The organism is Paenibacillus andongensis (assembly GCF_025369935.1).
In the GTDB taxonomy this organism is placed as follows: Bacteria; Bacillota; Bacilli; order Paenibacillales; family NBRC-103111; genus Paenibacillus_E; species Paenibacillus_E andongensis.
In genome coordinates, this window is the sequence record NZ_CP104467.1 from 3,928,038 (window position 1) to 3,951,400 (window position 23,363).

A 23,363-nucleotide genomic window follows, 5' to 3' on the forward strand; every position below is an offset into this window, starting at 1 on the left:
CCTACATCCTTTAGTATAATTTTATGTAATTTGGAAGTATACTTTTTTTTCCATAAAAAAAAGCAAAAAAAAAGCAAAACTCCCCACGTCACGAGAGATCGTGAACATGGAGAGTCTGCTTCTTACCACTTATGCTGTGCACATACTTTGCCTTTTATTGCCGCTTCGAGCTTTAAGCTGGTCTTGATATTTTTTAAATCCCAGCTAGGTCCGCTTAGACCGTCGATCTTAAACTTCAACCCCGATTTTCCCGGGTCCGTCACATTGAGGTTAAAAGGACCTACATTTTCACTCAGGCCACGGTTCAACAGATCGACGCTGAACGGTCCTGCGTCCGCCTTTAGAATAGGGCTGAAATCAGGGCAGTTGCCATCCAAATTCTGTCTATATTTGAACCCGCCTTGAATGCCTCCTATAGGCGACTTCAACTTGGCAGTCGCTTCAATCGAGCTTTCATCGCTGGAAATGCCCTCGAACGGATTGATATCAACTCCTCCACCGCCACCGATGCCGGCTTCGCCGCAGGCGGATATGCCGTCGCCGTCGACACAGAACTTGAACCCTGCACCGAGGCCCGCGTAAGCGCTGGCGCCGACGCAGAACATGCCGCACGGGTCGCGGAGCATGACCGGGTTGTTATCAACATAGGCGTACAGGTTCGCCTGCCCTCCATCGTACATTATCGGATCGCGGGCCGTCCATCTTCCTGTCTCCGGATCATAATCGCGGTAACCGAACCTGATCAGCTTCGAATCAGCATCCGTAATACCGCCGGCAAAACCGATCGCCAGCTCGAATGCCGGATTGGAATCGCTGAGCATTCGGCCGAAGCCGTCATAACGTAGGCTCTTGACGACTAAGCCGTTCTTGTCATACACCACTTGAGGTGTTCCAACGCTATCCGTTACAACGTAGTATCTCGCTCCGCCGCGGTCGAAGGATAGCAGCAGTCCCGCCTCATCGTAATAATAAGTTGTCACTGTTCCGTTGTAGACCGACGAAGTCACCTGCTGAGCGTCGATCGGGTTGCCGTACAAGTACAGCGTCGTAGTTTTCCCGTCTTCACGCGCCGTTCTCCGCTGAAATGAATCATACGTGTAGCGGATCGTTTTGCCGCCGGATTGGGCCTGAACCAGTTCACCCTTGGCGCCGTACTTGAACGTATCACTACCTCTCTGCATCAAGTAGCCGTCGGCGTCGTATTGATACTGCACGTTGTTCAACGATTGCAGCTGGTCATTCCTACCGTAAAGGCTGATTTCCTGCGCCCCTGCATTCATTGTGCGCATGATCCGGTTATGGTTCGCATCGTAGCCGTACTGCTCGCGAACGGTACCGTCGACCTTTACCGACATGAGCTGGCCGTAATCGTCATACCCGTACTCATAAACGGCAGCCGTAACACCGGTCGTCAACGTCCGCTTCACCATCAGCCCTCTGTCGTTGTACTCTTGCCCTGCTCTGTAAACCTCCGCACCTTTGACGCTGTAGACCAGCGAGCTTTCTCGCCCCATCGCGTCGTAGCCTTTATCGACCTTGAAGGTGGAGCCGGCCGTACCTTCCTGAATGGAGCTGACATAGCCGGAACCGCCTACTCGTAAGTAAGAGAACGGCCCGAATGTTTTCAAGTTGTCGTCATCGTCCCAGCCGATCGGAATCGTGGTCGTTACGCCGCCTACCGCCGCCCTCATACTCGTCGGCTTGGAATAGCTGTCATAGGTGTAATCGAACTGCCCTGCCGCTTTCCCGCTCCAAACCAACTTCGTTACATCGTTGCCGTCGTACGTGTAGTCGATCGCTTGCTTGACGCCATAGACCGACGAATTGACGGATTCCGCTCTGCCGAGACGAGCCGTTGCGTCCTTATACGTAAAGGTACGAAGGAAGTCGGCATCATTCATTTGCGTCATCCGGCCGCCAGCGTCGTAAGTGTAGTCGATCGTTCTGCTGCTTGGCAGCAGCGTGTAATCGAGTTGCCCGTTCGCACGGAACATCTGCGTTCCGACGGCATCGCCTTCCGGCAAGAAGCCGGAGAGTTCATCCAGTCCGTCGAACGATTGCCTGGACACCGCTTGATTCGGCATCGTGACAGACGTCATATTGCCGTTCGCATCGCGGCCAAGCTGAATCTCCTCTTGACCGTTCAGCTTGAAGCCGGTTATTCGGCCGGAACCGTCATAGCTGTATTCCTTCGTATTGCCGTGAGCGTCCAGCGTCTTGATCAGATTGTTCCTGTCGTCATAGAAATACTGAATGGTCTGGCTGCCTTGCTGGGTCTGAGCCATACGTCCTTTAGTATCAAATTGATACGTTGTCGGGTCGAGATTCTGGCCAGGATGCTCGATCTTGCTGGCATGGCCGTTATCGTCATAGGTCGTGATCGTCTTATAGCCCAAGCTGCTTGTTTCGGTCAGTTGCTTAGCCACGGTATCGTATTGAACAGTTGACGTCGTCGATTTGCCGCTCTTGTTGTCCGTCGTTTTGTAAGTGACGGTCATCTTCTTAAGTCCCAGCGGATGGGAGCCGTTCCCTTCTTCCACCGATCGTTTCTCGCTGAGGGTCCAGCTCCTTCCCGCGGGTGTCGATACGGTCATGCTGTCCAGCAGCAGTGCTTCCACCCCGAAGCGCGGATCGCCTTTCATCTGCTCGGTGACAACTGTTCCGTTCGGGTAATGAATCTCCTGCTGCATGCCTTGGTCCCGGATATAAGAGGTCGTTGTCGCTCCTGTGGAGCCGGTAACATCATGGCGAATGACACCGTCCGCTTGACTTGTTTTATAAGTCGTAATTTGGCCGTATTTGGTGTATGTGATCGTGTTCCCGCCGTCAAAATAACTCCGAACGAGCGTGGCTTCCCCGCCAGGATCTTTGGCGCTAATAAGCAGCCCTTGCGGATCGAAGACGTACTCCCTTGCCTGATTCCGCGGATCGATAAACTTCGTCAGTAACCCCTTGGTATTGTACTGCATCGTATACGCTTCACCGGACGGGTTTTTGACTGCCGTTAGCCGTCCGTTCTCGACTGTAAGTTCTGTCCGCTGGCCGCCAGGGGCAACGATTGCGGTCGGAACGCCCTGTGCATTGCGCTCGATCACAACGGTATTGCCGTCGCCGTCCGTGATGGAAGTAAGCCGGCCGCTCGCGTCATAGCCGAAGCTTTGTACCGTTCTGCCGGTCAACGTATCCAGCGTCTGTTTATGCAGGCCGGTGATTTCATCGAACTTGAACAATTGCGTACCGCCGGAGTCTGCAATGCCATGATCGCTGTCCAGCTGGCTTTTGCCGATGCGATATTGGTTAAAGAAATCACCAGGCTTACTCAAACTTGAAGCAGCAAAGATCATCTCGCTGTCCGTACCGCCTGCGATCAGTCGAAGTGTCGTGCTGCCGCTCTCCGCTATGGCCGCGTTCACTGCTTGCTCGACGAAATCGTGTGCGAGTTCCTCCACTTTGCCATCCGGCGTTATTCTAAATAATTTGTTCGTTTGCGTTTCAATGAAATGAAGATTGCCGTATTGGTCCATCTCGATGTTATCGGTTTTGAATACGGCATCCGCCGCTTTGTCAGTCTGATCCAGATTGAATTGTTTGCCGGAGGTCGAGACATAGCCTTTCGGCGAACCGGCGACGAGCGATATTTGTCCTTGCGGATCGATTCTGCGAATGCGGGAATGATTGCAATTATAATAGGTGGAACAGCCGTTCATGTAATTATCCAATACGTACAAACTGCCGTCCGGCCCGATTTCCAGTGCGCTCACAATGCCAACATTACTTTGTGTAGCGAAGCCGCTTGAAGCCCCGAAGTTCGCTGTCGTTCTCGGTGTTCTTTGGTGCAATACCGCGATCTTGCCGTTGGTGCCAACTTTGAATAGCCCTTGATTATCGATAAAATAAACGCTGCCATCCTTCCCGAATTTGATATCTTTCGGATTGAACAGGCCCACCGTCTTCGCGTCCGCACCGTCGGTAACCGTTGCAAAGTCGGAGCTGTACTGGCCGTTTCCGGCTACGACGACAGCGGTGTTCGGATTCGCTTTGGTTCTTTTTACAATTTGGTAAGAGGCCCACTGGCTTGTGTAGAGTGAACCGTCTTTATCCAGGGAAAAGCCGGATATGAGGCCATTTCCAATCGGAGCCGGGCTCCATTTCGTCAGCGTCCCGTCCTTGGCGCTTCGATACACATTTATATTACTTTTGCCGTCCGTCGTATGGGCGGTGAAAACAATTGATCCGTCCGCATCCACGGCGTTATTGATTTCGCTTATGCTGCCGACCTGATCCTTCAGCACGATGCTGTCTGGATTCGACGCATCCCCGCGGTAGTTGACTTCAGCTCCTACCGTCTGATCCGCCCTGTCCACGACCGAGCCGTTGCCCATATACAGCTGCGCCGTATCCAGGATGTGGTGAGTGGTTAAGCTCCACCCTCCGATTCCTTCCTCCCTGTACGGGTTTTCCGGGCTTTCCAGCTCCCCTTCGAAGCTGGCTTCGTAGGAAGTCGAAACACTGCCGCGCGGAGACATGGGAGCCAAATTCAACGGGAAGCGTCCGAACGAATCGATATACCCGGAGATCGAAGGATAGTACGTGACCGGATACTTGTATCCGATCGATACTTTATAACGATAGCTCCCCGTAAGAGTTCTTCCGTAAGCGTCTCGTCCGTCCCATTGGAACAAGTAAGTCTGGTTCGGCTCGGCCGGAAACTCTTTGTAAACGGTTTTTCCGGCGATTTCAATCTTCACGAGTATCCCCTGCATGGAAGACGGTACGTCAGTACCGCTGACCGGAATATGCAAAGATGACTTCTCTAAATAACCCGGTTCATTCCTACTATAGTAGTTTAAGCTGAGCGAAGTGCCGGTCAGCGGAACGCTTTCTCCAAGCGACTGCTCTTCGCAGCCGATGATCGAGCCGCTCTTCTTGCACGGATCATTGATATCCGGATTATCTTGGTTCGGCCTGTTATCATCATCGGGTCTAATCGCATCATCCGGAGCCTTGTTGAACCAGTTGCAATCATACGGAGTAAAATGTCGAACCGGTACGCGCCACAAACTTTGGCCTACGGTGTACAATCCTGCCAGCTTCGTTCTTTCTTCCATGGTAAAGCCGAGCGCATCCAGCTTCGCGTCATCATCTGCGGCGCCGTCCCCGTCGCTGTCAATCGTTGCGATGCCACCGTCGGTTTGCAGGATTTTGATGATTTTGCCGTTGTTTGAAGGAACCCAGGCTGCGGTCTTGCGGTCGTAATAGCCTACAGGCACGGTTTCCCCGACAGGGAACTGCAAGAAATTGTCGACGTAATAATACAGCGTTTGGTCAAAGCTGACTGTTGAAGCGCCCGCGGCCACCGCTTCGTCCGCAGATAACTCGACAGCGTACGTATAGCCTACGAATTGCGGCAGCTCGCCGGGCATCGCCTTAGGCCCGTTGTCGCCGACCGTATACTCCGTCGCACGGAAATGCATTGCATCCAGCGCGGCGTTGGAACCATCGGCGAGCGTCATTGTCGCTTTGGCGCCGGTCGGAATGAGCAGTGTAGCCGTGCGCGTACCATCCACATCGGTCGTCAGATTGCCACGGGCTACTTGCATTTCGGTCGAGTTGCTTAAATTAACTAGTGTCACTTTGCTATCGAACGCCTTCAGCACGGCATCCGGCAATGCAGCGTAATCTTGCCACGGCGCTTCAACCTGCCGCTGAATGGACATATAGCCGTCTTTTTGATAATTGACTGTCAGCCTGCTGCCGCCGTTCACCGCGATATCGAACATGCCGTCTATGCGGCTGAGCGTTTGGCCGAGCTCAGGATGATCTTGAATCGTAATCTTGACGCCCGGCAAAGGCTGACTGGCGTCGTCCAGCACCTTCCCGCGCAATACGGCTGTCCGGTCCTGCTTGATTGTATCCGGCGCCACCCCCGTCTGAATGGGGTTCGGTCCCGTATACAAGAATGAATTGCGGTCCGCAAAAGTTGTCGCTCCCACCAGCGGAAGAGCAGGAGCTTGCGTACTTGGATCCGGCGGAAGCTGCCCATCGGGAGGCGTCTGTGGTTGAGATTTCGGCGTTGCCTGCACAGTTGTAGACTTCGCCGATTCGTTGCCGCTGGTGTCCACGGCTGTGACGGCGAACGTATAAGAGACACCGGCCGTCAGGCCCGTCACCGTATACTGCGTCACATTGCCGGCATTCACGGCCGGGTTCCACGTCGTCCCGCCATCCGCGGACACGTAGACGTTGTACCCGCTCAGATCGGCATCGCTCACCGCAGTCCACTGCAAAGCCGCGCTTTCGATCCCGGCTACGGCTTGCAAGCCTGCCGGTACGCTCGGCGGCGTACGGTCTGGCGCCGGGAGCGGCGTCGCCTGCACAGTCGCGGACTTCGCCGATTCGTTGCCGCTGGTGTCCACGGCTGTGACGGCGAACGTATAAGAGACACCGGCCGTCAAGCCCGTCACCGTGTACTGCGTCACATTGCCGGCATTCAAGGCCGGGTTCCATGTCGTCCCGCCGTCCGTGGACACGTAGACGTTGTACCCGCTTAGATCGGCATCGCTCACTGCAGTCCACTGCAAAGCCGCGCTTTCGATCCCGGCTGCGGTTTGCAAGCCTGCCGGTACGGCCGGCGGCGTACGGTCCGGCGCCGGGAGCGGCGTCGCCTGCACAGTCGCGGACTTCGCCGACTCGTTGCCGCTGGTGTCCACCGCCGTTACGGCGAACGTATATGTGACGCCAGCCGTCAGGCCCGTCACCGTGTACTGCGTTACATTGCCGGCCTTCAAGGCCGGGTTCCACGTCTTTCCTCCGTCTGCGGACATATAGACGTTGTAGCCGCTGAGGTCGGCATCGCTCACCGCCGACCATTGCAAAGCCGCGCTGCCGATTCCCGCATTGGCTTGCAAGCCAGCCGGTACGGCCGGCGGCGTACGGTCGTCGGAACCGCCACCTCCGCCTGGAGGTTTCGGATCGGATAAATTCACTGTCCCGATATCAAGCGTCTCCCCAGCTTTCGGCGCTTTCAACACCCTAAGAGGTTCATGTTCATGCTTGCCATTTTGGAAATCGTCTTCCTCTCCCACATTCATTCTGTAGTTTCGTTCAGGCAGCACTCCGACTTGAAAACGGCCGTCCGAACCGGTAACGACGAGGAAAGTCGGGTTCGTCGTCAACGTCACGCTCGCTCCTGCTGCGGGCGTCCCTGCCTTCAGAAGCAAATTCCCGGTAATGATGGCAGCCTTCTCCGCTTGAATGCTAATTTGGGAATTCTCTTTACCAAATTTCACCGCTTGATAAGCCGCAAGCCCTTCCTTCTGCAGCGTAACGTCATACATGCCGTTCGGCAGCCGGAAAACTATTTTTCCGTCCGATCCCGATTTGCCCTTTTGAAGTACGGATAACTTCCCTTTCTCTCGCACGAATACATCGGCGTCCGCAAGCGGCGCTCCGGTAACGGATAGCGCCCGAATCTCAACCGACCGAGCTTCATGAGATTCCCCATGTTTTCGCAAATACTCAAGGACTCTGAACAAGATGACAGCAGCTTCTGCCCGTGTCAGCAGTTTTCCGCCCTGAAACGTACCATCGGGATACCCTTCCAGTACGGACGCCTCGGAGACAGCCGCAATATCGGCGGTTGCCCACTTGGGAATCGAATTCCGATCCTCAAAATTAAGTTCCTTAGCGGGGTTCAGCTTCAAAATCCGATTCAGCATAACCGCTGCATCCTGGCGGCTGACGGACTGCTCTGGACGGAACGTTCCGTCAGGAAAGCCCTGAGCCCAGCCTCGAAGCACGGCTTTCTTCACTTCCTCCGCAGCCCAACCTGAGCTTACATCCTTAAACGCTGCAACCTCCCCCTGCGCATCATCCGCCGCGTATTCGCCAAATGCTCTGTTCAGAACAGCACTGAACTCGGCCCGGGAAATCAGCCGTTCCGGATAAAACTTGCCATCTTCATAGCCTTGAATCACGTTCTTATCACGTAATGTCGATATTTCTTTCACCGCCCACGCAGGTAAAATCTCCTGCTCCTGTCGTTGCTGAGCGGGCTCGTTTGGACTGTTCGACGAATTCTGAGCCCCGTATGCCCAGACCGGAACAATCGATTGCAAGATGAGAACGACAGCCATCAAGAGTGACCATTTTTGCTGAAATAAAGATCTCATATCAAACCTCCAATTGAAAAATGCTTAACTCTTTAGATACATTTTGTATCAAAAACACTATTAAAACGCATTTTTGCTCACTCAATGACTAAGAAACTATGAATTCGCTCGAATCAAAACCTTCATTCCGCTCCAACGCCTTCGCTAACTCCAACCAGTCTTGTTGCTCCAAACAGCTCTCCGCCAAACAAAGCACCTCTTCGTAAAAATCGCTAGCGGCAGATCGTTTGATGTCGCTCAGCAGCTCTAACCGTTCCGTCCGGGTGATGGCGGGGAGCATATATGACAGAAGAACCAACATGGCTTCCGGAGAAATAGAGGAACGTATTTTAAAAGATAACTCATGGATTTGTTCATCATTCAGATGGTTCCATAACGCTTCCATTCCAGGCCCTTCTTCACGCTGTAGGTGAACGAAATATTCAGCCGTAAAACGATTTAACTTTTTGCCTAACTGGTACCACAACTGCGGACGGTCTTCCAACGAAGTCCCCGGATGTTCAATCCGGCATAGGATGTTGTCAATCTCTTGCAGCTTCCAATCCAGATCCTCATGCTCCTCTTCCAGCTGTTTCCCCGTTTCGGGCGCAAACTGCGCATACACGCCGTTCAGATGTACATCCTCATCATGGCAATGCGCTTCCAACATGATCACAACTCGCCTCCATTCTTCAATAAACGCCTCCACTTTCCGCTGATTTGCGAGGTCTATCGATCCCGCTTGTGAGCAAAGCCCGCTTAACGCATAGCGAAGTCCTTTGTGAACGGATCCGTAAATTTCGTAACGGTTAAACATCTAGCTTCATCCTCCTGCATTTGTTCACAATCTCGCGGTGTACCGATGTAACTCATCTTACCAATAATCCCCTTATACGCCGTCTAACGAAAGTTATATATACCGGTTATATCTTTTGAGCCGTCTAAGCGGCATGGAAGTTTTATCAATAAAAAAACTACGGCCGTTTGCCGCAGTCTCAACTTCGATGCTGAACCGTTAATTCGTTGCCAATCCGGTCGTATTCACCGTTTGAACCGGTTTGATTTTAATTTTTTTCATGTTAATCACCTCTTTAGCACGGTGTAATTGACTTTTCCAATTCGCGAAAATACCGAAAAATAGCTTCCTCCCCCTTGCCATGACCGCAGGTCGGGCACTCAGGGGTTGGGCTGGCAAAGTCCATCTTGATCTCCGTTCGAAACGTCTCGAAATGGATGGAAACCACTTTTCCTGCCGATTGTAAAGCATTCGTTTTTGTAATCATGCGCACGACTTCCCCGCACACCATGCCGGTTAGCAGCATGTAATTCGGCGCTATGGCCGTGCTGGGCATTTTAAAGCAGGAGGTGATACAACTTTGAATATAACGGAGATAATCCTCGTCCTGCCGGCTGCGTAGCAGATAGTTGCAATCCAGGCAGCCCGTTTGTCCAGGGACAACGGTATACAGCTGCCCTTCAACAGCGTTCACCCCGCCACCGATAAAAGGAATGCCTTGCTTAACACAAGCCTGATTAACCCACCGTTCCAGCATAAAATGGGGCTGATCTGCGGCGAGTACCACGAAATCGCTGTCTGTAACGGCTTTTTCCGCATCATCAGCTGATCTGATTTCGCCCGGAATACAATCAAGCACCATCCGGGAATGGAAGCGGTGGATAAACTCATTGGCTGCATCGATCTTTCGTCTGCCGATATCCGTTTCATTAAATAACAGCTGCCGATTCAAGTTGCTCCATTCAACGTGATCAAAATCGATAATTCGAACGTTTTCGACGCCTAGTCCTGCTAGGTTAAACAGCACGCCCGATCCGAGTGTTCCGACGCCGATAACAGTTATTTTCGCGGACTTCAGCGCTTGCTGCATCTCCCAAGGACTGCTGGCAAGACTGGAAAAGGAGCGAAAATAGTTCAAATTCGCTTTATATCGCTCCAGTTCCTCGGAAGAAAAGCTGCTGTATGCGGCCGACGCCATGTTATCCAACAAACCGATCGCATCAAGATCGCCGATCAGCTCAAGCAGCTCATCATCCGTAACCGGTGTATCTCTACTCTGCAGCTCGGCTAAAATCTGATCGATGGTTCGGGTACCGTCCATTTGCTGAATCAGCAGCTGAAAGAACCCGTCCTCATCCTCGATTTCAACAGCACGATCGGGAAAAAGCTCGCTAATGCGAAATAGCCCTTTTTCCCGTTCTCTCATAAATATCGTTTTTTTCACCATTGGCTTCATGGCCATATTTATAATCACATTCATCCCACCCTTTGTATGACAGGGATTAGTTAGTGGTGAGCCCTGTTGTTTTCACTGTTGCGACAGGTTTGATCTTAATTTTTTTCAACTTGTTCACCTCCTTTCAACCCATTTTTCATGAATCTGCGCCTGATCGATTGAAGCCATGAATGTATAAGCATTGCGGTTGGAAGCAAACACATACCGATCAATAGGATGCCTGCTGCGAAATTCCACGATCGAAGCGGCATTGTGGACAGTTGTGCAAGCGAAGCGGTCAAGAGCCTATATAGACTTGGAAGTTGAAAAAAGAGCCATCCTGCTACAGTTACAGTAACTCCGACCATATAGAACCAGGCAAATCCATAAATGATTTTCTTTTCACGGGGCGGGACCTCGTCCCATTGCTCGGTCAAATAGGGATTTGATATCAAGCAGCGCTTGAAATATAAAAAAGTATGCTCAAGCAGATCCGGGCAGCGAAAAACATTCGTGAACACATAATATAAATCGGTTTTCATAAAAAACAGAAACTGGAACAGGATCAGTGCCATTCCATTGCAGTTGATCAAACGGATCGTGAACAGGACATTCTCATTCATGCCTATCACTTGCAGGTCATAAAGCCATTCGAGCCATATCCCAGTCGATAAAAAAACAACATCCCAGCACATTCCTGCTAAAAAAGCGCTGTATCTCTGATTTCGCGGAACGACGACAATACCGGACATATCGGTTTCGGCAACCGGAAACAGAAACCTGTGTCCGAGACCGATTCTGCAGTTGACTCCCAGAGAACGAGCGGCTATCAAATGCGCAAATTCATGTAGATAGAGGAAAAACCAAGAAGCGGCAAGTGAAATGATGGTGATTAGAGGCGTAGTAGGAGTTCGCAGGAAGTCTTTATAGCTCGGGAAGTATCCGGGATGAAAGAATACGATGCTTGCAGCGGATAGAAATATGGCTAAATACATGAAATATGAGACCGGATTGAAGAAAAAACGGCCGGTTTTAGCAGGAAGCCAAGTGAAATGCGCCTTGATTCGCTCCCGGCTGTTGACGATGCTGCCATCCAAGCGGTATACGAGTTTATGTGCTTCCAGCTCTTCGACAAATGCGGTAACGTCGATAGGTTCAGCGTATTTTTGATACAAAACGCGTTCCACTTCACCGATTGTGAATCCTCGCTGCAATAATTCAATCGTTTCGTGACCGATCGCAGGCAGCGCGATGAACGTTCCGGTTTCCCGTCGGCCGATAACTACCTCGTCTTCATTTTCGATATAAAAAACGAGCTCGTGCAGCTCGACGGCACAGTGTTTCCCCACCCTTCCGTTTGACGTTGAGCCCTCTTGGAGCATGAAACTCAGTGCTGCCCTTCGTACTCATTTACTTTTCTGGCAAAGGCGTGATCGTCGGAACCGTAAAGACCGGAACCAATCAAGGTGACAGCTGCGACCAACAGGCATAACACAACTTTTTTCAACATAAAGCATCCTCCTTTAACAAATGGTGACCTTCAACATCATCTTATCAATTTGATTGTCTTCGGCCATCTAACGAAAGATATATAAACCGGTTATATCTTTTGACAATAACTAAAAGACTACGGCTATTTGCCGCAGTCCATAATTGCTTTACTCCCAAAACGGTCTTTAATACCATCAAGGACACTATCTAGTTTTCGTAGCTTCGTTACGTCTTCAAAGAGATCCAACTGTGTGACTTCCTCGTCATCAAGTGATCCTAGCGTAACGCCGACTTTGCGCACCGGATGACCATTCCAGATACGATGAAATATCTCGCGAGCGGACCCGAGAACTTTTAGTGTATTGTTCGTGGCAAAATGCATTTTGCGCTGCTGACACCGTTAGCTGTACGCCACATGACATCCGCTTGATTGTCCGATTGTTTACCAAAGCGTGCACGAAACTTCTGTTTGAGAATGTGTAGCGGCATCCTGGCTACGTGACCGATCATAGTCATGCCAAGTGTGACAAAGTGTCTCGTCATGCGCGAACCAACTCCATACATCTTATCTACACTTAAAGGCCATAAGACACGTTCTACATCCCTTGATGTCGCGCTTTTTCATAATGTTCTTAATATTTTGCAATTCAGGGTAGGTAGCGTTCTCCACTTCTTTTAAGTGAAACAGAACATGACTATTTATGATTTTATCTTTGTGAACTTTGAGTTCATCCGAATCCTTACCAGCATATCGAGCAAAATAGGAAGCAGTGTAAACTCCTTGATTAATTGAACATCCTCGTCAGTCTCAATATTTGTAATGACACTCATTTAATCACCTCAAAAATAAGAACTTTTGTTTGTGTTCTATGTTATATACCAAAGACGTATCGCCTATGCAACACAATTTTTGTGGAGATGTTTTGATCATATTCCATGTCAGAAAATATTACTTATCAACCGAAAATCGTGGTTTTGCGTCATGTTTAGTCACATAGTACAACCAAAACCATATATAATATACCAAGCGTTATTTGTTTGAAGGAGGAAGGTAACTATGGCTTGGAAACCGAGAAAAGTCGCTATTGTCGGGATGGGATTAGTTGGTTCAAACTGTGCTTACGCCATAATCAATCAGTCCGTTTGCGAAGAATTGATGCTTATTAATCGCACGCCAGACTACGCATTGGCTCAAGCATTAGACCTGTCTCACTGTATGGACTTCACTCAATCGCGGACCAAGGTATTTGCGGGCAATTTCGATCAATGTGGGGATGTAGATGTAGTGATTCTGACACCTGGGGCAAGCATGAACAAAAATCAGAACCGTCTTGATCTGATGGAATCTTCCATTCATATCATGAAGAATATCATTCAACCGATCATCCAAAGCGGGTTTAACGGAATCTTCCTTGTTGCCACAAATCCTGTGGACATCATTACATATATCGTATGGAAATTATCGGGTCTTCCCCGAAATCGTGTGATCGGAACAGGCACCTCCATCGATAGTTCACGGCTGAAAACGATCTTATCCGAAATCTTTCCAGTCGAACCGAAGAGCGTTCAAGGGTATGTACTCGGTGAACATGGTGACTCCCAGTTCGTGGCTTGGTCACACGTAACCATTGGCGGTAAACCGCTGCATCAGATCATAAGCCAGCATCCGCATCGATTCGGTCTCGTCGATCTTGATCAATTGGAGCAACGGACCAAACTGGCTGGATGGGAAATATTCAACCTTAAAGGATCCACTTCTTTTGGTATCGGCAATGCATTGGCTTTCATCACTCGATCTGTGCTAAATGATGATCATAAGATTATCGCCGTATCCGCGATCTTAGATGGAGAATACGGTGAGAGAAACGTATGTATTGGCGTTCCTGCCATCATATCTCGAGATGGAGTTAAGGAAGTAGTTGAGCTACATCTCGATAATATGGAACAAGAGAAACTTAGTTACTCCTGTAGCGTAATTCGTAAGCACCTTCTCCAAGCGTCTATTATCGGCAGTTTGTGATGCCCAAAACGGACAATAAGGGAATCCAATCAAGTACCGAATAGTAAGAAGTTTATGCCCTGCTAGGAGGAAATCTTTCATCATGCTCTCTGCATCCCAATCCAACCGCATGTCCAAAACTTCGAATCTACATCTACTGATGATAAGTTATTTAAAATATTTAGGGTAAACCGTTCATCAACTATTCGAATTATTTTATTTTTAAAACCAACTATTCCTCCTCCATGATGAATTTGTCTCAGATTTCCATTATTATTTATAAACCAACCGTAACCATAGCCAAAATCGTGGGGAGTGAACATTCTTTCGAGACTCTCTTTTTTTATTAGGCATTCCGAATATAACGCTTGATCCCACTTATATAAATCTCCAGTTATTGAATATAGATTTGTTCCTCAAGCATCATAATTGCCATTGCTGTAAACTGCTTCGTTATCGATCCAATTCTGAATTTTGTATCGGCAGTATTCTTTACTTGGTGCTCTCGATTTGCAAATCTATATCCTTGATTAATAATGATTTTATCTTTTTTGGAGAGCAACACACATTCACTAAATTCATTTTTACTTTGCAATGATGATAATAATTCATTTACCTGAACAGCTAATAGTTGCAAAGAGTCATCCCCTTTTAGTTGATAACACAATTCTACAGGGAATAATTGTAAATTCAAGACTCATAATTATTTCGCCATTATGGTATAAATGATATAGGAAGGTTCTGTCGGACCTTCCTTTTTTGTTTTTCAAATCTACTGGTTGAAACCACGCTCTACTGCCCGTTAGTTCAACGCCGTCCGCTTGAGTTTAATACTTTATTTATACAAAACACACACTGGCCGCACTATCGTCAAAGTGTCATGGCTCTCCTGTGCATATTGAATAGTACATAAATATACCTAAATATAAATCAATGAGGCCACTACCATTGTCGGAAGTGGCCTTGTTCTTATTTTCTGATGTGTATTTTCTACTCCATAGAAAAATGAAATCTAAGTCTTTGTGTTTCGGTCACCTTGCTTTCTTTCTCCAATGTAAGGGACGCCAATTCAATTCTTGGTCATTCTTATGGTTTGCCTTCGGCTCCTTGAACACTTCATCTTGCCACATTTGATATAGATAAATGATCAGTGCAAAACCGACCATCATAGCAATAGTAGCTATTGTAGGCAAAGTCGATTCACTCGAAACAAGCCCCAGTCGTTGCCATATCGGGTAAACGATGTACATAAATAGCCCGTCCAAAAGGACATTGACAATTAGATATATCCAAAATTTCCCGAATGTGAAGCGGAATATCCATATAACAATAACCAAGTATGCTCCATACACCCAAGGAACCGGGAGGATTTTGTCCCAACCGAACAGACTGGAACCTGTCTCTTCCCACCATCCGTAATGGTAAGCAGCTTGATAAGCCAAGGTATCGAGGACGGTCATAAATAGAGCGACAGGCATATACCTGCGTACAGTATCCATTTTCAAAAACAACAATGACGTCCAAGGTAATATTAGTAAAGACCATAGAATAATTACTTGCATGACATTGAACCCCTTATTTTTTTCTTGTAGTGTTATTCCAAGTCCCTTAATTTATTCGTTTCGTCCAAAAAATACTCAGAGTAGCTTATCGTTGGCTTTAACGAAACCAGGGAACAGCTACCGACGTGGTGAGTTGCTCCCTGGCTGGTTATTGCGCTATAGATCAATAAATCAGGTTTAAGTACATTACTTTCATTTATTATCGAGTGACAATGTGTAGTGAATCCCATTCTCCGCCTGAAAATTTAATAATTGGGTATTTTTGGTGCTTATTACGGATAACTTCAGCTGAATTCCCTTCTTTTTGTAAAGTTAATACATTATGTTTAATTGATAATAAATATCAAAAGCATGCCCAGGTGTATCGATTACTTTCCATGTCGCATTTCTGGATGTAAACGTTTCAGGCATAGCCTTAGCATGAAACGGCTTTCTTCTCCCCCAAAAGAGTTGTCTATATAAAGGATAATCTGCACGACGTGCGCAATAATCAATTGTTTTTTCATTTAAATAAATTGGTAGTTTCTTAGTTTCTTCAATATAAGCGGCACAACCTGAATGATCTTCATGAAAATGAGTTATCATTACTTGATCAAAATCTGCTTGGCTAACCTCCCGTTAGATTCCTGTAGATGGATAAATTTCAGCTTTGTAAAAAAAGGAGCGCCTCTGTACGATGGAAGTACGCTACGGGTCAAAAGCCCTTTAATTCCATCATCCAGGAGGACGCTCTACTATGAAGTTTAAATCACAAGATAAGCAAAATCAACTCATTGAAAACATTACCTTTAATCATATTGTTGTTGGTGTAGACATTGCTCAGGAGGCCCATGTTGCCAGAGCGGTTAACTTTCGAGGTGTCGCTCTCGGTAATCCTTTAGTGTTTAGTAATGACGAGGATGGATTCAAGTCCCTCGACCGTTGGATTCGCGACTTGTTAGCTTCATTTAAATTATCTCAAGTTATCGTTGGTATGGAACCCACTGGCCATTACTGGCTAAGCCTTGCCGGGTGGCTCAAAAACAAAGCCATTGAAGCCGTACTTGTTAATCCTCACCTAGTTAAAAAGAATAAAGAAAACCGCGACAATACACGCTCTAAAAGCGACAAAAAAGATGCTTTAGTTATTGCCGACATGGTGAAAAACGGCTACTACTCCCCTGTCCGCTTCCATTCTTCCGAATACGCGGAGCTGCGAGTGCTTATGGCTAACCGAGAAACGGTCGTTAAACGACTCGTAAGTGCCGTTAACCAGATCCACCGCTGGGTCGACATTGTCTTCCCTGAACTGAGACAAGTCTTTAAAATCTTAACTTGCAAGGGTGCATTGTTAACCCTTCGGCTTTTTCCGCTCCCGGCTGAGCTATGTAAACTAAGTCCTGACGATGTAATTAAAGGATGGCAGAAATCAATGAAGCGGCATTCTGGTGTGCGTAGAGCTCATCTACTCATCGATCTTGCCAAGAAAACTATTGGATCTAAGCAGGCAACACATGCTTACAAACTCCATCTAGAGCAGCTCCTTGAGGAGCATGACTTAGCCACTAAACAACTGCAGAGGATAGAAAAAGAAGCCAAAGACGTTGTTGAACGTATCCCCTATTCAGGAAAAATGCTTGCCATTACTGGAATAAGTCCAATTGCTCTAGCTGGTGTTTTAGGAGAGTCTGGGGATCTTAGAGGTTATGCGCACGGGAACGCTCTACTCCGTCACGCAGGACTTAATATAACCGAAGCAAGCTCTGGGAAATGGAAGGGACAACTGAAGCTCAGCAAACGAGGTCGTCCACGTCTGCGTCACTTTCTTTATTTAATTACGATGTGCATGGTCATGAGTAACCAAGAATTTAAAGCCATACACCACTACAATGTTCAGGTGAAAAAGCTTAAAAAGATGAAGTCTATCATGAAGCTATGTGGAAAGCTAGCTCGACTCTTAGTAGGAATGGCTCGTAGTGATGAAGCTTACAACCGCGATAAAATCTTTGTATTAGCAGCTTAAAATAAACCTTATCTCACGCAAGTTGGCGTATTCGCAGGAGACAAAGAAAGCACGGAGTATCGGGATACATTACGCAAAAAGGCTCTGACCTGTTCCGTTAGAAAGACCGACCTCCACCCCTTAGATAGATGTAACGAAGGAATGATAGGGCGCTTGACCCGTTGAGACATGGGAGTGAAAATCGCTAAGGGCATCGTGGAGAATACGTGCAGCATTTGGAATGAATTGGGTGATTCAACTCCACCTCTGTTCCCGCATGCCTTTTTAACGACACATCCTAATATGTCTCGCTATCTTTCATTCATCATTGATATCTAAAGGATGAAATCCTGCGAATAGACGAGCTTGCGTGAGGAAATCAAATCATACCGAGGGAGCTTAATGAAATAAGGAGCTGTCCCGAATTCGAGCTTCGATAAAGTAGGTGAATTTGCATCGTAAGACTACAATGTAGGACATTTGTGCATTTTTAGTTGACAAAAATGTGCCTACATAAAAATAAAAAAGCCTGATTATTCAAGCCTTTACTGAATAAATTATGTAGGCACTTTTGTGTCATTGGACACTAACGTATTGACTTTTGACAAGAACATATATCGTTAAAACAAAAAAAGCCGCGACAACAATTGACAAAAACATATATCGTTTCCCCAAAGTTTTCCTCCTGACTTTTTGCCCCGGCCTGATTGAGTTAATTTATAAGGGAATTAACTTTGTTTGTTCCATCTTGTTTATTGCAAATGAAACATTTAATAATAAGACCCTCTTTTATTGTCTTATTGATTTTATTTTTGCAGGATTAATTGAATACTTGAATCCATTCGCGCACCTTATTCGCAATAAGTACGTCCGTATCCTGATCCCCGCGATTAAAGGAAAAGCGATTTTTGAGCAAGGCGAATGAAAAGTGGCGCTTCGGATCGGCAAATCCAATCATGCCGCCCATACCGGTATGCCCAAAGGTATGAATGCGGTCCCCCATTGCTGAAGCTGATTCGTTATTCCCCAGCCAGTATCCGAGCGCTTTGGGAATGGCGACCATCCCCATAAACACTTCATCGGGCTCCTTGGTTTGGAGTAAGGTAGCCTGTTCCAGTTGGGCGGAATTCAACAGACGAATGCCATCGACACCATCGCCGATAAGTGAAGCATACATGCGGGCAAGCGCGTTAGCCGTGATACACGCATTGGCGGACGGCAAAACCGCCTGATGCAATACAGATTCGTTCCAGGCTGAATTTGTAATAGGCATAAGATGCGTCGGTAGCATTCGTTTAATCAATAAATGATCGGGCATTTCGATCCAAGGAAGCTCTTCCCCGCTAATTTTGGCAACTCTCGATTCCGCTGCATCCGGAACGCCGAAGTAAAGCTCATGGCTTATGCCAAGAGGTGCACAAATCTCTTCCTGTACAATCTGCGCGAATTTGCGTTTATCAACACGTTCAGCTAATTCGCCCAGAATCCAACCAAAAGTGAAGCCATGATAGCCGGTTTTGGTACCTGGCTCCCAAACAGGCGACAGCTGTTCGATTTCATGAACCATAGCTCCCCAATCTAAGACGGTATCCATACTGACATTGTTCGGCATTTGCGGTATGCCTGCCTCATGACATAGTACCTGACGAATCGTAATATCCGCTTTTCCGTTCGCGGCAAACTCAGGCCAATAATCGGCTACCTTATCGTCATACCCGAGCTTCCCGGCTTGCGTCAGCATATGAATGACAGTCGCGGTAATTCCTTTACAGCTGGACATGCTGACAAAGAGCGTATCGCTTTCCACAGGCTTCCTTGTTAGGGCATCCATCACCCCAGAATGCGCGTTTAGTATTAGCTTGCCTTGGTAATAGGCTGCTGCCTGCAGGCCGATTTCTATTCCACTCTCCGTTAATTCGTCAAGCATCGCCTGTATGGTTTGTTGCAAATCGCTGGATGGTTGGTTTTCCACTGTTCAATCCTCCTGTATGCATTTTTGATTGCTTACCTGAAGCATACGATGGTTTTATAAACTAAATTTAAACGGCTCTTTCACAAAGATGTGAATAGAGCCGTTATCAAGGGCCGTTATTTCATTAATTCATAGAAGGAATATCCGATTCTGCGGTAACAACTAGGTTCCCTTCGGGTGCACCATCTCTTCCGGACGAACGTAACTATCGAACTGTTCAGCTCCTAAATAACTGCTGCGCAACGCAGACTCTTTCAACGTCAGCCCCTCCTTGTGAGCCTGCTTTGCGATGCTTGAATAGGCTTGAACTTCATCATCCGTCCAATTATTTTTCCTCTTATTATACATAACCCAATTTTCATTACACTCTCTAAAATCGACGAATGTTTCCTTATATAAATTAAGGAAGGTAAAACCATTGGATGTTACTTCACCGATCCTCAAAAAGTCTCACCTCTCTTTCAGTCGTAAAAGGGTTGGACAAATAATTAAAACTCCACACCGCGAACTTTAGAAAATACCATAGTATCTCTCAATGATCCACCTACATCACAATTATCATTTCTAAGAATTCCTTCTAATGTGAATCCCAGGCGTTCGGCAATTCGTGAACTTCGAGTATTGCGTCCGTCACATCGGATTTCAATTCGATTAGCTTGTAACTCATGCACTGCATAATTTGTAATAGCTTCTACTGCTTCAGTAATATATCCTTGATTGCCAAAAGATGTACGCACCCAATAACCAATTTCAAATTTTCGCGTTTGCCAATCAATTCGATGTAGACCGCTGCTACCAATTAATTGACCTGTTTCTTTCTGAATGAGGAGTAATCTTAGATCGCTGCGATCCAAGAATTGAAGCCTAGATCGTCGGATATTTATTTCAGACTCTTCAATTGTTGGAACGTTCACAGCCCACGGCATCCAGGGACGCAATTCCTCAATACTTTCTTTAACTGCATCATTTACCCTCACGCCATCTTCCCATAATGGAGCTCTTATAAACAATCGTTTACTTTCAAAGCTTTCAGGTATCGTATATAGTATCGGATCGGTTGGTTTGATGCTCATTCAATAACCTCCTTTAGAAAATATTTCCATAAGATTAACAGCATTTTATAGATTCTTCAATATAGAATTATAACCTTTATGAAGAAAACTGCCCGTTAGTTCAAAAGTCTGCCGATCCATTGCTGGTGGCAGACTTCTGAACTAACGGCTTATTTGTTTAATTTTCGGATAAAGGGCTTAAATCCTTTGCCATGAAACTTTGGCTGTAATACTGATTTGGCAAATGTCCTTGAACCTGATGCCATCCTTCTGAGTCCTCCCACACGAAACGCAACTGTACAGTTTGTTCCATCGTAGAGCGCCATGACGGGTCAAAGTGAGTGTCCCAACCATGCGACCATACCCAAATATTGAATTGATTAAGCTGTAATTCTGAACAAGCTAATTCTGATTTAGAATCAAAGCTCATACGTTCCCAACCAAACAGTTGGTTGCCGATATATACATGTATGTTTCTTGCCGCCTCCGTGCCGAGATTTTTTAAAATTACCTCATAAGAAACAATAGATAACGGCTTGTTCTGCTTGGCTTCGTAAAGCAGCATATTTGGTCTTATTTCCCACTCTGGAACTGTAGAGCTTAAAGTATTTGGCGGCTCAACAGAGTTACAATCTGCAATTTTTTTGAATTGAACTACTTTCTCGCAAGCAACTAAAAATATTAAAAGTACAATCATGAAGCAAAAACAAGCTACCTTCCTCACTAAAAATCCTCCAGAAGTAATCGTTATTCATGTATGTAGTAACTCTAGTCCCGTTTCCATATTAACTCAACTAAAGATGAGTTTGTAGGTATTAAGCTATACCTGCCCACTATCGGAGTAAAGGCTGCCATGTGGCAGCCCTTCACTGCTTTACAATCGTTCCCAGTTAGCATGATTGCTAATGGAAATTAATCACCATTGCGGTCTTATCGTCTGATTTCTTAAAGCGAATATGTTGAATACACTCAGGATCGCTATCCTCAAGTTCTATTAATTCTTGAGTATAAAGTTTTATACCTTTATTCAATATTCTTTGCGCAACAAAGCTCCAATACGAACTCTGTTCGGGTACGATATTCGTTGGTAAAAACATCCCATCAGTCAACAAAATGATATGTTTTAAATACGTCAGATTAATTTTCCCGTATTCTAAAAAAAGAACTGCATCCTTTTCCCCATTTAAAACCCCGTAACCACCATCTGTATTAGCGCGATATCGGTTCTTTCTTATTGTATCAATAACGGTTTCATGAAGCTCTTTCTGGCTTTTTAATCCTTTTGTTATTCCTTCCTGCCATTTAGCGAATGCTGGAGCTTCTAAGTGAGAAACTTGTCTCCATGTTAATGGGCGAACCTCTTTATTAGCATACACGGCTAGAATCATGCAATCCCCTGTCTGTATGAACTCCACACCATTATCCTGAATACGAACGATTGCCAATGCGGCTCCCCAGAGTTCTTCCTTTTTCCCCAGATCAATATTAGCGAGCACCATTTGTTCCCTAAGAAAATCATTCACCTCAATCATGTGGTCCTTTAAACTTCCAGGATCAGTAACAGATTCGAAGTAGTTTTTCACCAGATTCGCCGCAATAAAACCGCCAGTTTCCATTTTGGAATTTAGATAGGGTACCAAGGAAGATACACCATCCAAAGCTCCATACAAATTTGCTTTCGGATGCATAATAATAGCATCCTCATTTAGTACCCCAACGCCTTTCTTGGTGATCACCTCATAAGTAACATTCAAGTTGTTCACCCCTTTCTCAAATTAATCTGTAATATCCTCGATCTATTTTACCATTTTCCCCATTACCAAGTATTGGAACTATCCTGCCCGTTACTTGAATGAACAAAAAGAGGAGCTGCCGCGTTGCAAGCTCCTTCACTTAATTATTCTGCATAATTTTTCTTATTTTGCATCTACATTCCAGCTCTTTTGTAGCTTCCGAATATAACAGATTTGACCAATGTGATATGCATTATGAGTTGACACATTTCCGAGTAACTCCCACCACCTGGCAGCCACTGGGAAACCAATTACATCACTTTCGACTTTTTCTTCAGTAAGTAGATCTTGCCATTTTAAAAGCACATCTAATAATCGTTCTTTTAAATCAGTGAATTTTTGATCTTTGGGAATTATAAAACTTTTATTATTATTTCCTATGGAAGGCACAGCATTGACATCAGATTTTTGGTACCTGGTTTGCCAAGTTTCATTCCAATAAAGTAAATGCTGCACAATTTCAGCGATACTATTACTATCTTCATTAGGTTTCCAAAAAGCTACTTCCTCCGACAAATTTTCAACTGCATCTGAAAATGGTAGGTACCAACTAGGGTCATTAGCATTTGCTAATAACTGATCGGATAAAATATCTTTTACATGAAACATACTTTCCACACTCCTTCTTACTAATATGCGACTAAGGGAGCTGCTCTTCTGCGAGGGCAGCTGTTCCCGTATTTGAACTATCGTTCTGCGTTAGCTTAACAGTTCATTGGGTTGTAATATTAACTATTGCAGATTCTTCGTAATCCTTATTGTCCTGCACCCATTTAAGTATGTATTCATCAGTGATTTTTTTACCTTCGAAGTGAACATTGTTAAGTGTAAACCCTTTAGTATGTGGCTGAATCAAACCTGTAGAAACAGTCAAGCTACCCTTAAGAGTAAGTGATGGGCTTAATGCTGCTGATTCTCCTAAATAATCAAAATCAATTTTGTATTCATTAATTTTACTACTTGGATTGATACAAATAATTTTAAAGTACGCAACAATTCAAATCCCCTCTCGCTTAAGATTACCCTTCCAAATTAATCAATATTTTCCTTAATAAGACGAAATGCAGTTAAGGAAGTTGCGCTAAACTGCCAGTTACTTTAACGGGCAACGGCAGCCGATCGTGTGGTCGGC

18 protein-coding genes and 1 pseudogene are annotated in these 23,363 nt (G+C 46.3%); 3 read left to right on the forward strand and 16 right to left on the reverse strand.

Annotated elements, in window-relative coordinates:
- Nucleotides 1-122: 122 nt before the first annotated feature.
- The 7 genes from NYR53_RS17575 to NYR53_RS17605 form a co-directional block, all read right to left on the reverse strand.
- On the reverse strand, nt 123-8,171 hold the full coding sequence (locus NYR53_RS17575) for an S-layer homology domain-containing protein (protein WP_261300554.1): 8,049 nt from the start codon (nt 8,169-8,171) through the stop codon (nt 123-125).
- Between the two features lie 88 nt (nt 8,172-8,259).
- On the reverse strand, nt 8,260-8,967 hold the full coding sequence (locus NYR53_RS17580) for a hemerythrin domain-containing protein (protein WP_261300555.1): 708 nt from the start codon (nt 8,965-8,967) through the stop codon (nt 8,260-8,262).
- 274 nt (nt 8,968-9,241) lie between these two features.
- On the reverse strand, nt 9,242-10,420 hold the full coding sequence (locus NYR53_RS17585; protein ID WP_261300556.1) for a HesA/MoeB/ThiF family protein: 1,179 nt from the start codon (nt 10,418-10,420) through the stop codon (nt 9,242-9,244).
- A gap of 77 nt (nt 10,421-10,497) precedes the next feature.
- Entirely contained in the window at nt 10,498-11,730 is a 1,233-nt protein-coding gene (locus tag NYR53_RS17590) for a hypothetical protein (RefSeq protein WP_261300557.1), read from the reverse strand.
- 38 nt (nt 11,731-11,768) lie between these two features.
- Complete coding sequence (locus NYR53_RS17595; RefSeq protein WP_261300558.1) at nt 11,769-11,891, reverse strand: hypothetical protein; 123 nt, start codon at nt 11,889-11,891, stop codon at nt 11,769-11,771.
- Nucleotides 11,892-12,014: 123 nt separating this feature from the next.
- The gene (locus tag NYR53_RS17600) at nt 12,015-12,254 is read right to left on the reverse strand and encodes a DinB/UmuC family translesion DNA polymerase (RefSeq protein ID WP_261300559.1); all 240 of its coding nucleotides are present in this window, start codon (nt 12,252-12,254) and stop codon (nt 12,015-12,017) included.
- Entirely contained in the window at nt 12,227-12,415 is a 189-nt protein-coding gene (locus NYR53_RS17605; protein ID WP_261300560.1) for a hypothetical protein, read from the reverse strand. Before NYR53_RS17605 ends, NYR53_RS17600 begins: the two co-directional genes overlap by 28 nt.
- A 514-nt stretch (nt 12,416-12,929) precedes the next feature.
- Between NYR53_RS17605 and NYR53_RS17610 the strand changes: the two genes are divergently transcribed.
- Nucleotides 12,930-13,892 (forward strand): L-lactate dehydrogenase, encoded by a 963-nt coding sequence (locus NYR53_RS17610; RefSeq protein WP_261300561.1) that lies wholly within the window; start codon nt 12,930-12,932, stop codon nt 13,890-13,892.
- A 373-nt stretch (nt 13,893-14,265) separates the two neighbouring features.
- Here NYR53_RS17610 and NYR53_RS17615 read toward each other — a convergent pair whose 3' ends face one another.
- The 3 genes from NYR53_RS17615 to NYR53_RS17625 all read right to left on the reverse strand — a co-directional run bounded on the left by NYR53_RS17615 (nt 14,266) and on the right by NYR53_RS17625 (nt 16,018).
- A complete protein-coding gene (locus NYR53_RS17615) occupies nt 14,266-14,565 on the reverse strand; it encodes a serine hydrolase (protein WP_261300562.1) in 300 nt (99 codons plus the stop codon).
- Between the two features lie 337 nt (nt 14,566-14,902).
- Complete coding sequence (locus NYR53_RS17620; RefSeq protein ID WP_261300563.1) at nt 14,903-15,433, reverse strand: hypothetical protein; 531 nt, start codon at nt 15,431-15,433, stop codon at nt 14,903-14,905.
- 312 nt (nt 15,434-15,745) lie between these two features.
- Complete coding sequence (locus tag NYR53_RS17625; protein WP_261300564.1) at nt 15,746-16,018, reverse strand: MBL fold metallo-hydrolase; 273 nt, start codon at nt 16,016-16,018, stop codon at nt 15,746-15,748.
- Between the two features lie 151 nt (nt 16,019-16,169).
- Here NYR53_RS17625 and NYR53_RS17630 point away from each other — a divergent pair, with 151 nt between their 5' ends.
- Nucleotides 16,170-17,435 carry an IS110 family RNA-guided transposase gene (locus NYR53_RS17630; RefSeq protein WP_261300515.1) on the forward strand — a complete coding sequence of 422 codons (1,266 nt, stop codon included), beginning with the start codon at nt 16,170-16,172 and terminating at the stop codon, nt 17,433-17,435.
- A gap of 174 nt (nt 17,436-17,609) precedes the next feature.
- Nucleotides 17,610-17,753 (forward strand): hypothetical protein, encoded by a 144-nt coding sequence (locus NYR53_RS17635; RefSeq protein ID WP_261300504.1) that lies wholly within the window; start codon nt 17,610-17,612, stop codon nt 17,751-17,753.
- A gap of 481 nt (nt 17,754-18,234) precedes the next feature.
- Here NYR53_RS17635 and NYR53_RS17640 read toward each other — a convergent pair whose 3' ends face one another.
- The 6 genes and pseudogenes from NYR53_RS17640 to NYR53_RS17665 all read right to left on the reverse strand — a co-directional run bounded on the left by NYR53_RS17640 (nt 18,235) and on the right by NYR53_RS17665 (nt 22,840).
- Entirely contained in the window at nt 18,235-19,386 is a 1,152-nt protein-coding gene (locus tag NYR53_RS17640) for a serine hydrolase domain-containing protein (protein ID WP_261300565.1), read from the reverse strand.
- 162 nt (nt 19,387-19,548) lie between these two features.
- A pseudogene (locus NYR53_RS17645) lies at nt 19,549-19,683 on the reverse strand (hypothetical protein); the annotation flags it as partial.
- Nucleotides 19,684-19,874: 191 nt separating this feature from the next.
- Nucleotides 19,875-20,459 (reverse strand): GNAT family N-acetyltransferase, encoded by a 585-nt coding sequence (locus NYR53_RS17650; RefSeq protein ID WP_261300566.1) that lies wholly within the window; start codon nt 20,457-20,459, stop codon nt 19,875-19,877.
- A 157-nt stretch (nt 20,460-20,616) separates the two neighbouring features.
- Nucleotides 20,617-21,135 (reverse strand): hypothetical protein, encoded by a 519-nt coding sequence (locus tag NYR53_RS17655; protein ID WP_261300567.1) that lies wholly within the window; start codon nt 21,133-21,135, stop codon nt 20,617-20,619.
- Nucleotides 21,136-21,340: 205 nt separating this feature from the next.
- Nucleotides 21,341-22,201 carry a protein phosphatase 2C domain-containing protein gene (locus NYR53_RS17660; RefSeq protein ID WP_261300568.1) on the reverse strand — a complete coding sequence of 287 codons (861 nt, stop codon included), beginning with the start codon at nt 22,199-22,201 and terminating at the stop codon, nt 21,341-21,343.
- 153 nt (nt 22,202-22,354) lie between these two features.
- Nucleotides 22,355-22,840, reverse strand: coding sequence for a DinB family protein (locus NYR53_RS17665; protein ID WP_261300569.1), 486 nt, complete (start codon nt 22,838-22,840; stop codon nt 22,355-22,357).
- Between the last annotated feature and the right edge of the window lie 523 nt (nt 22,841-23,363).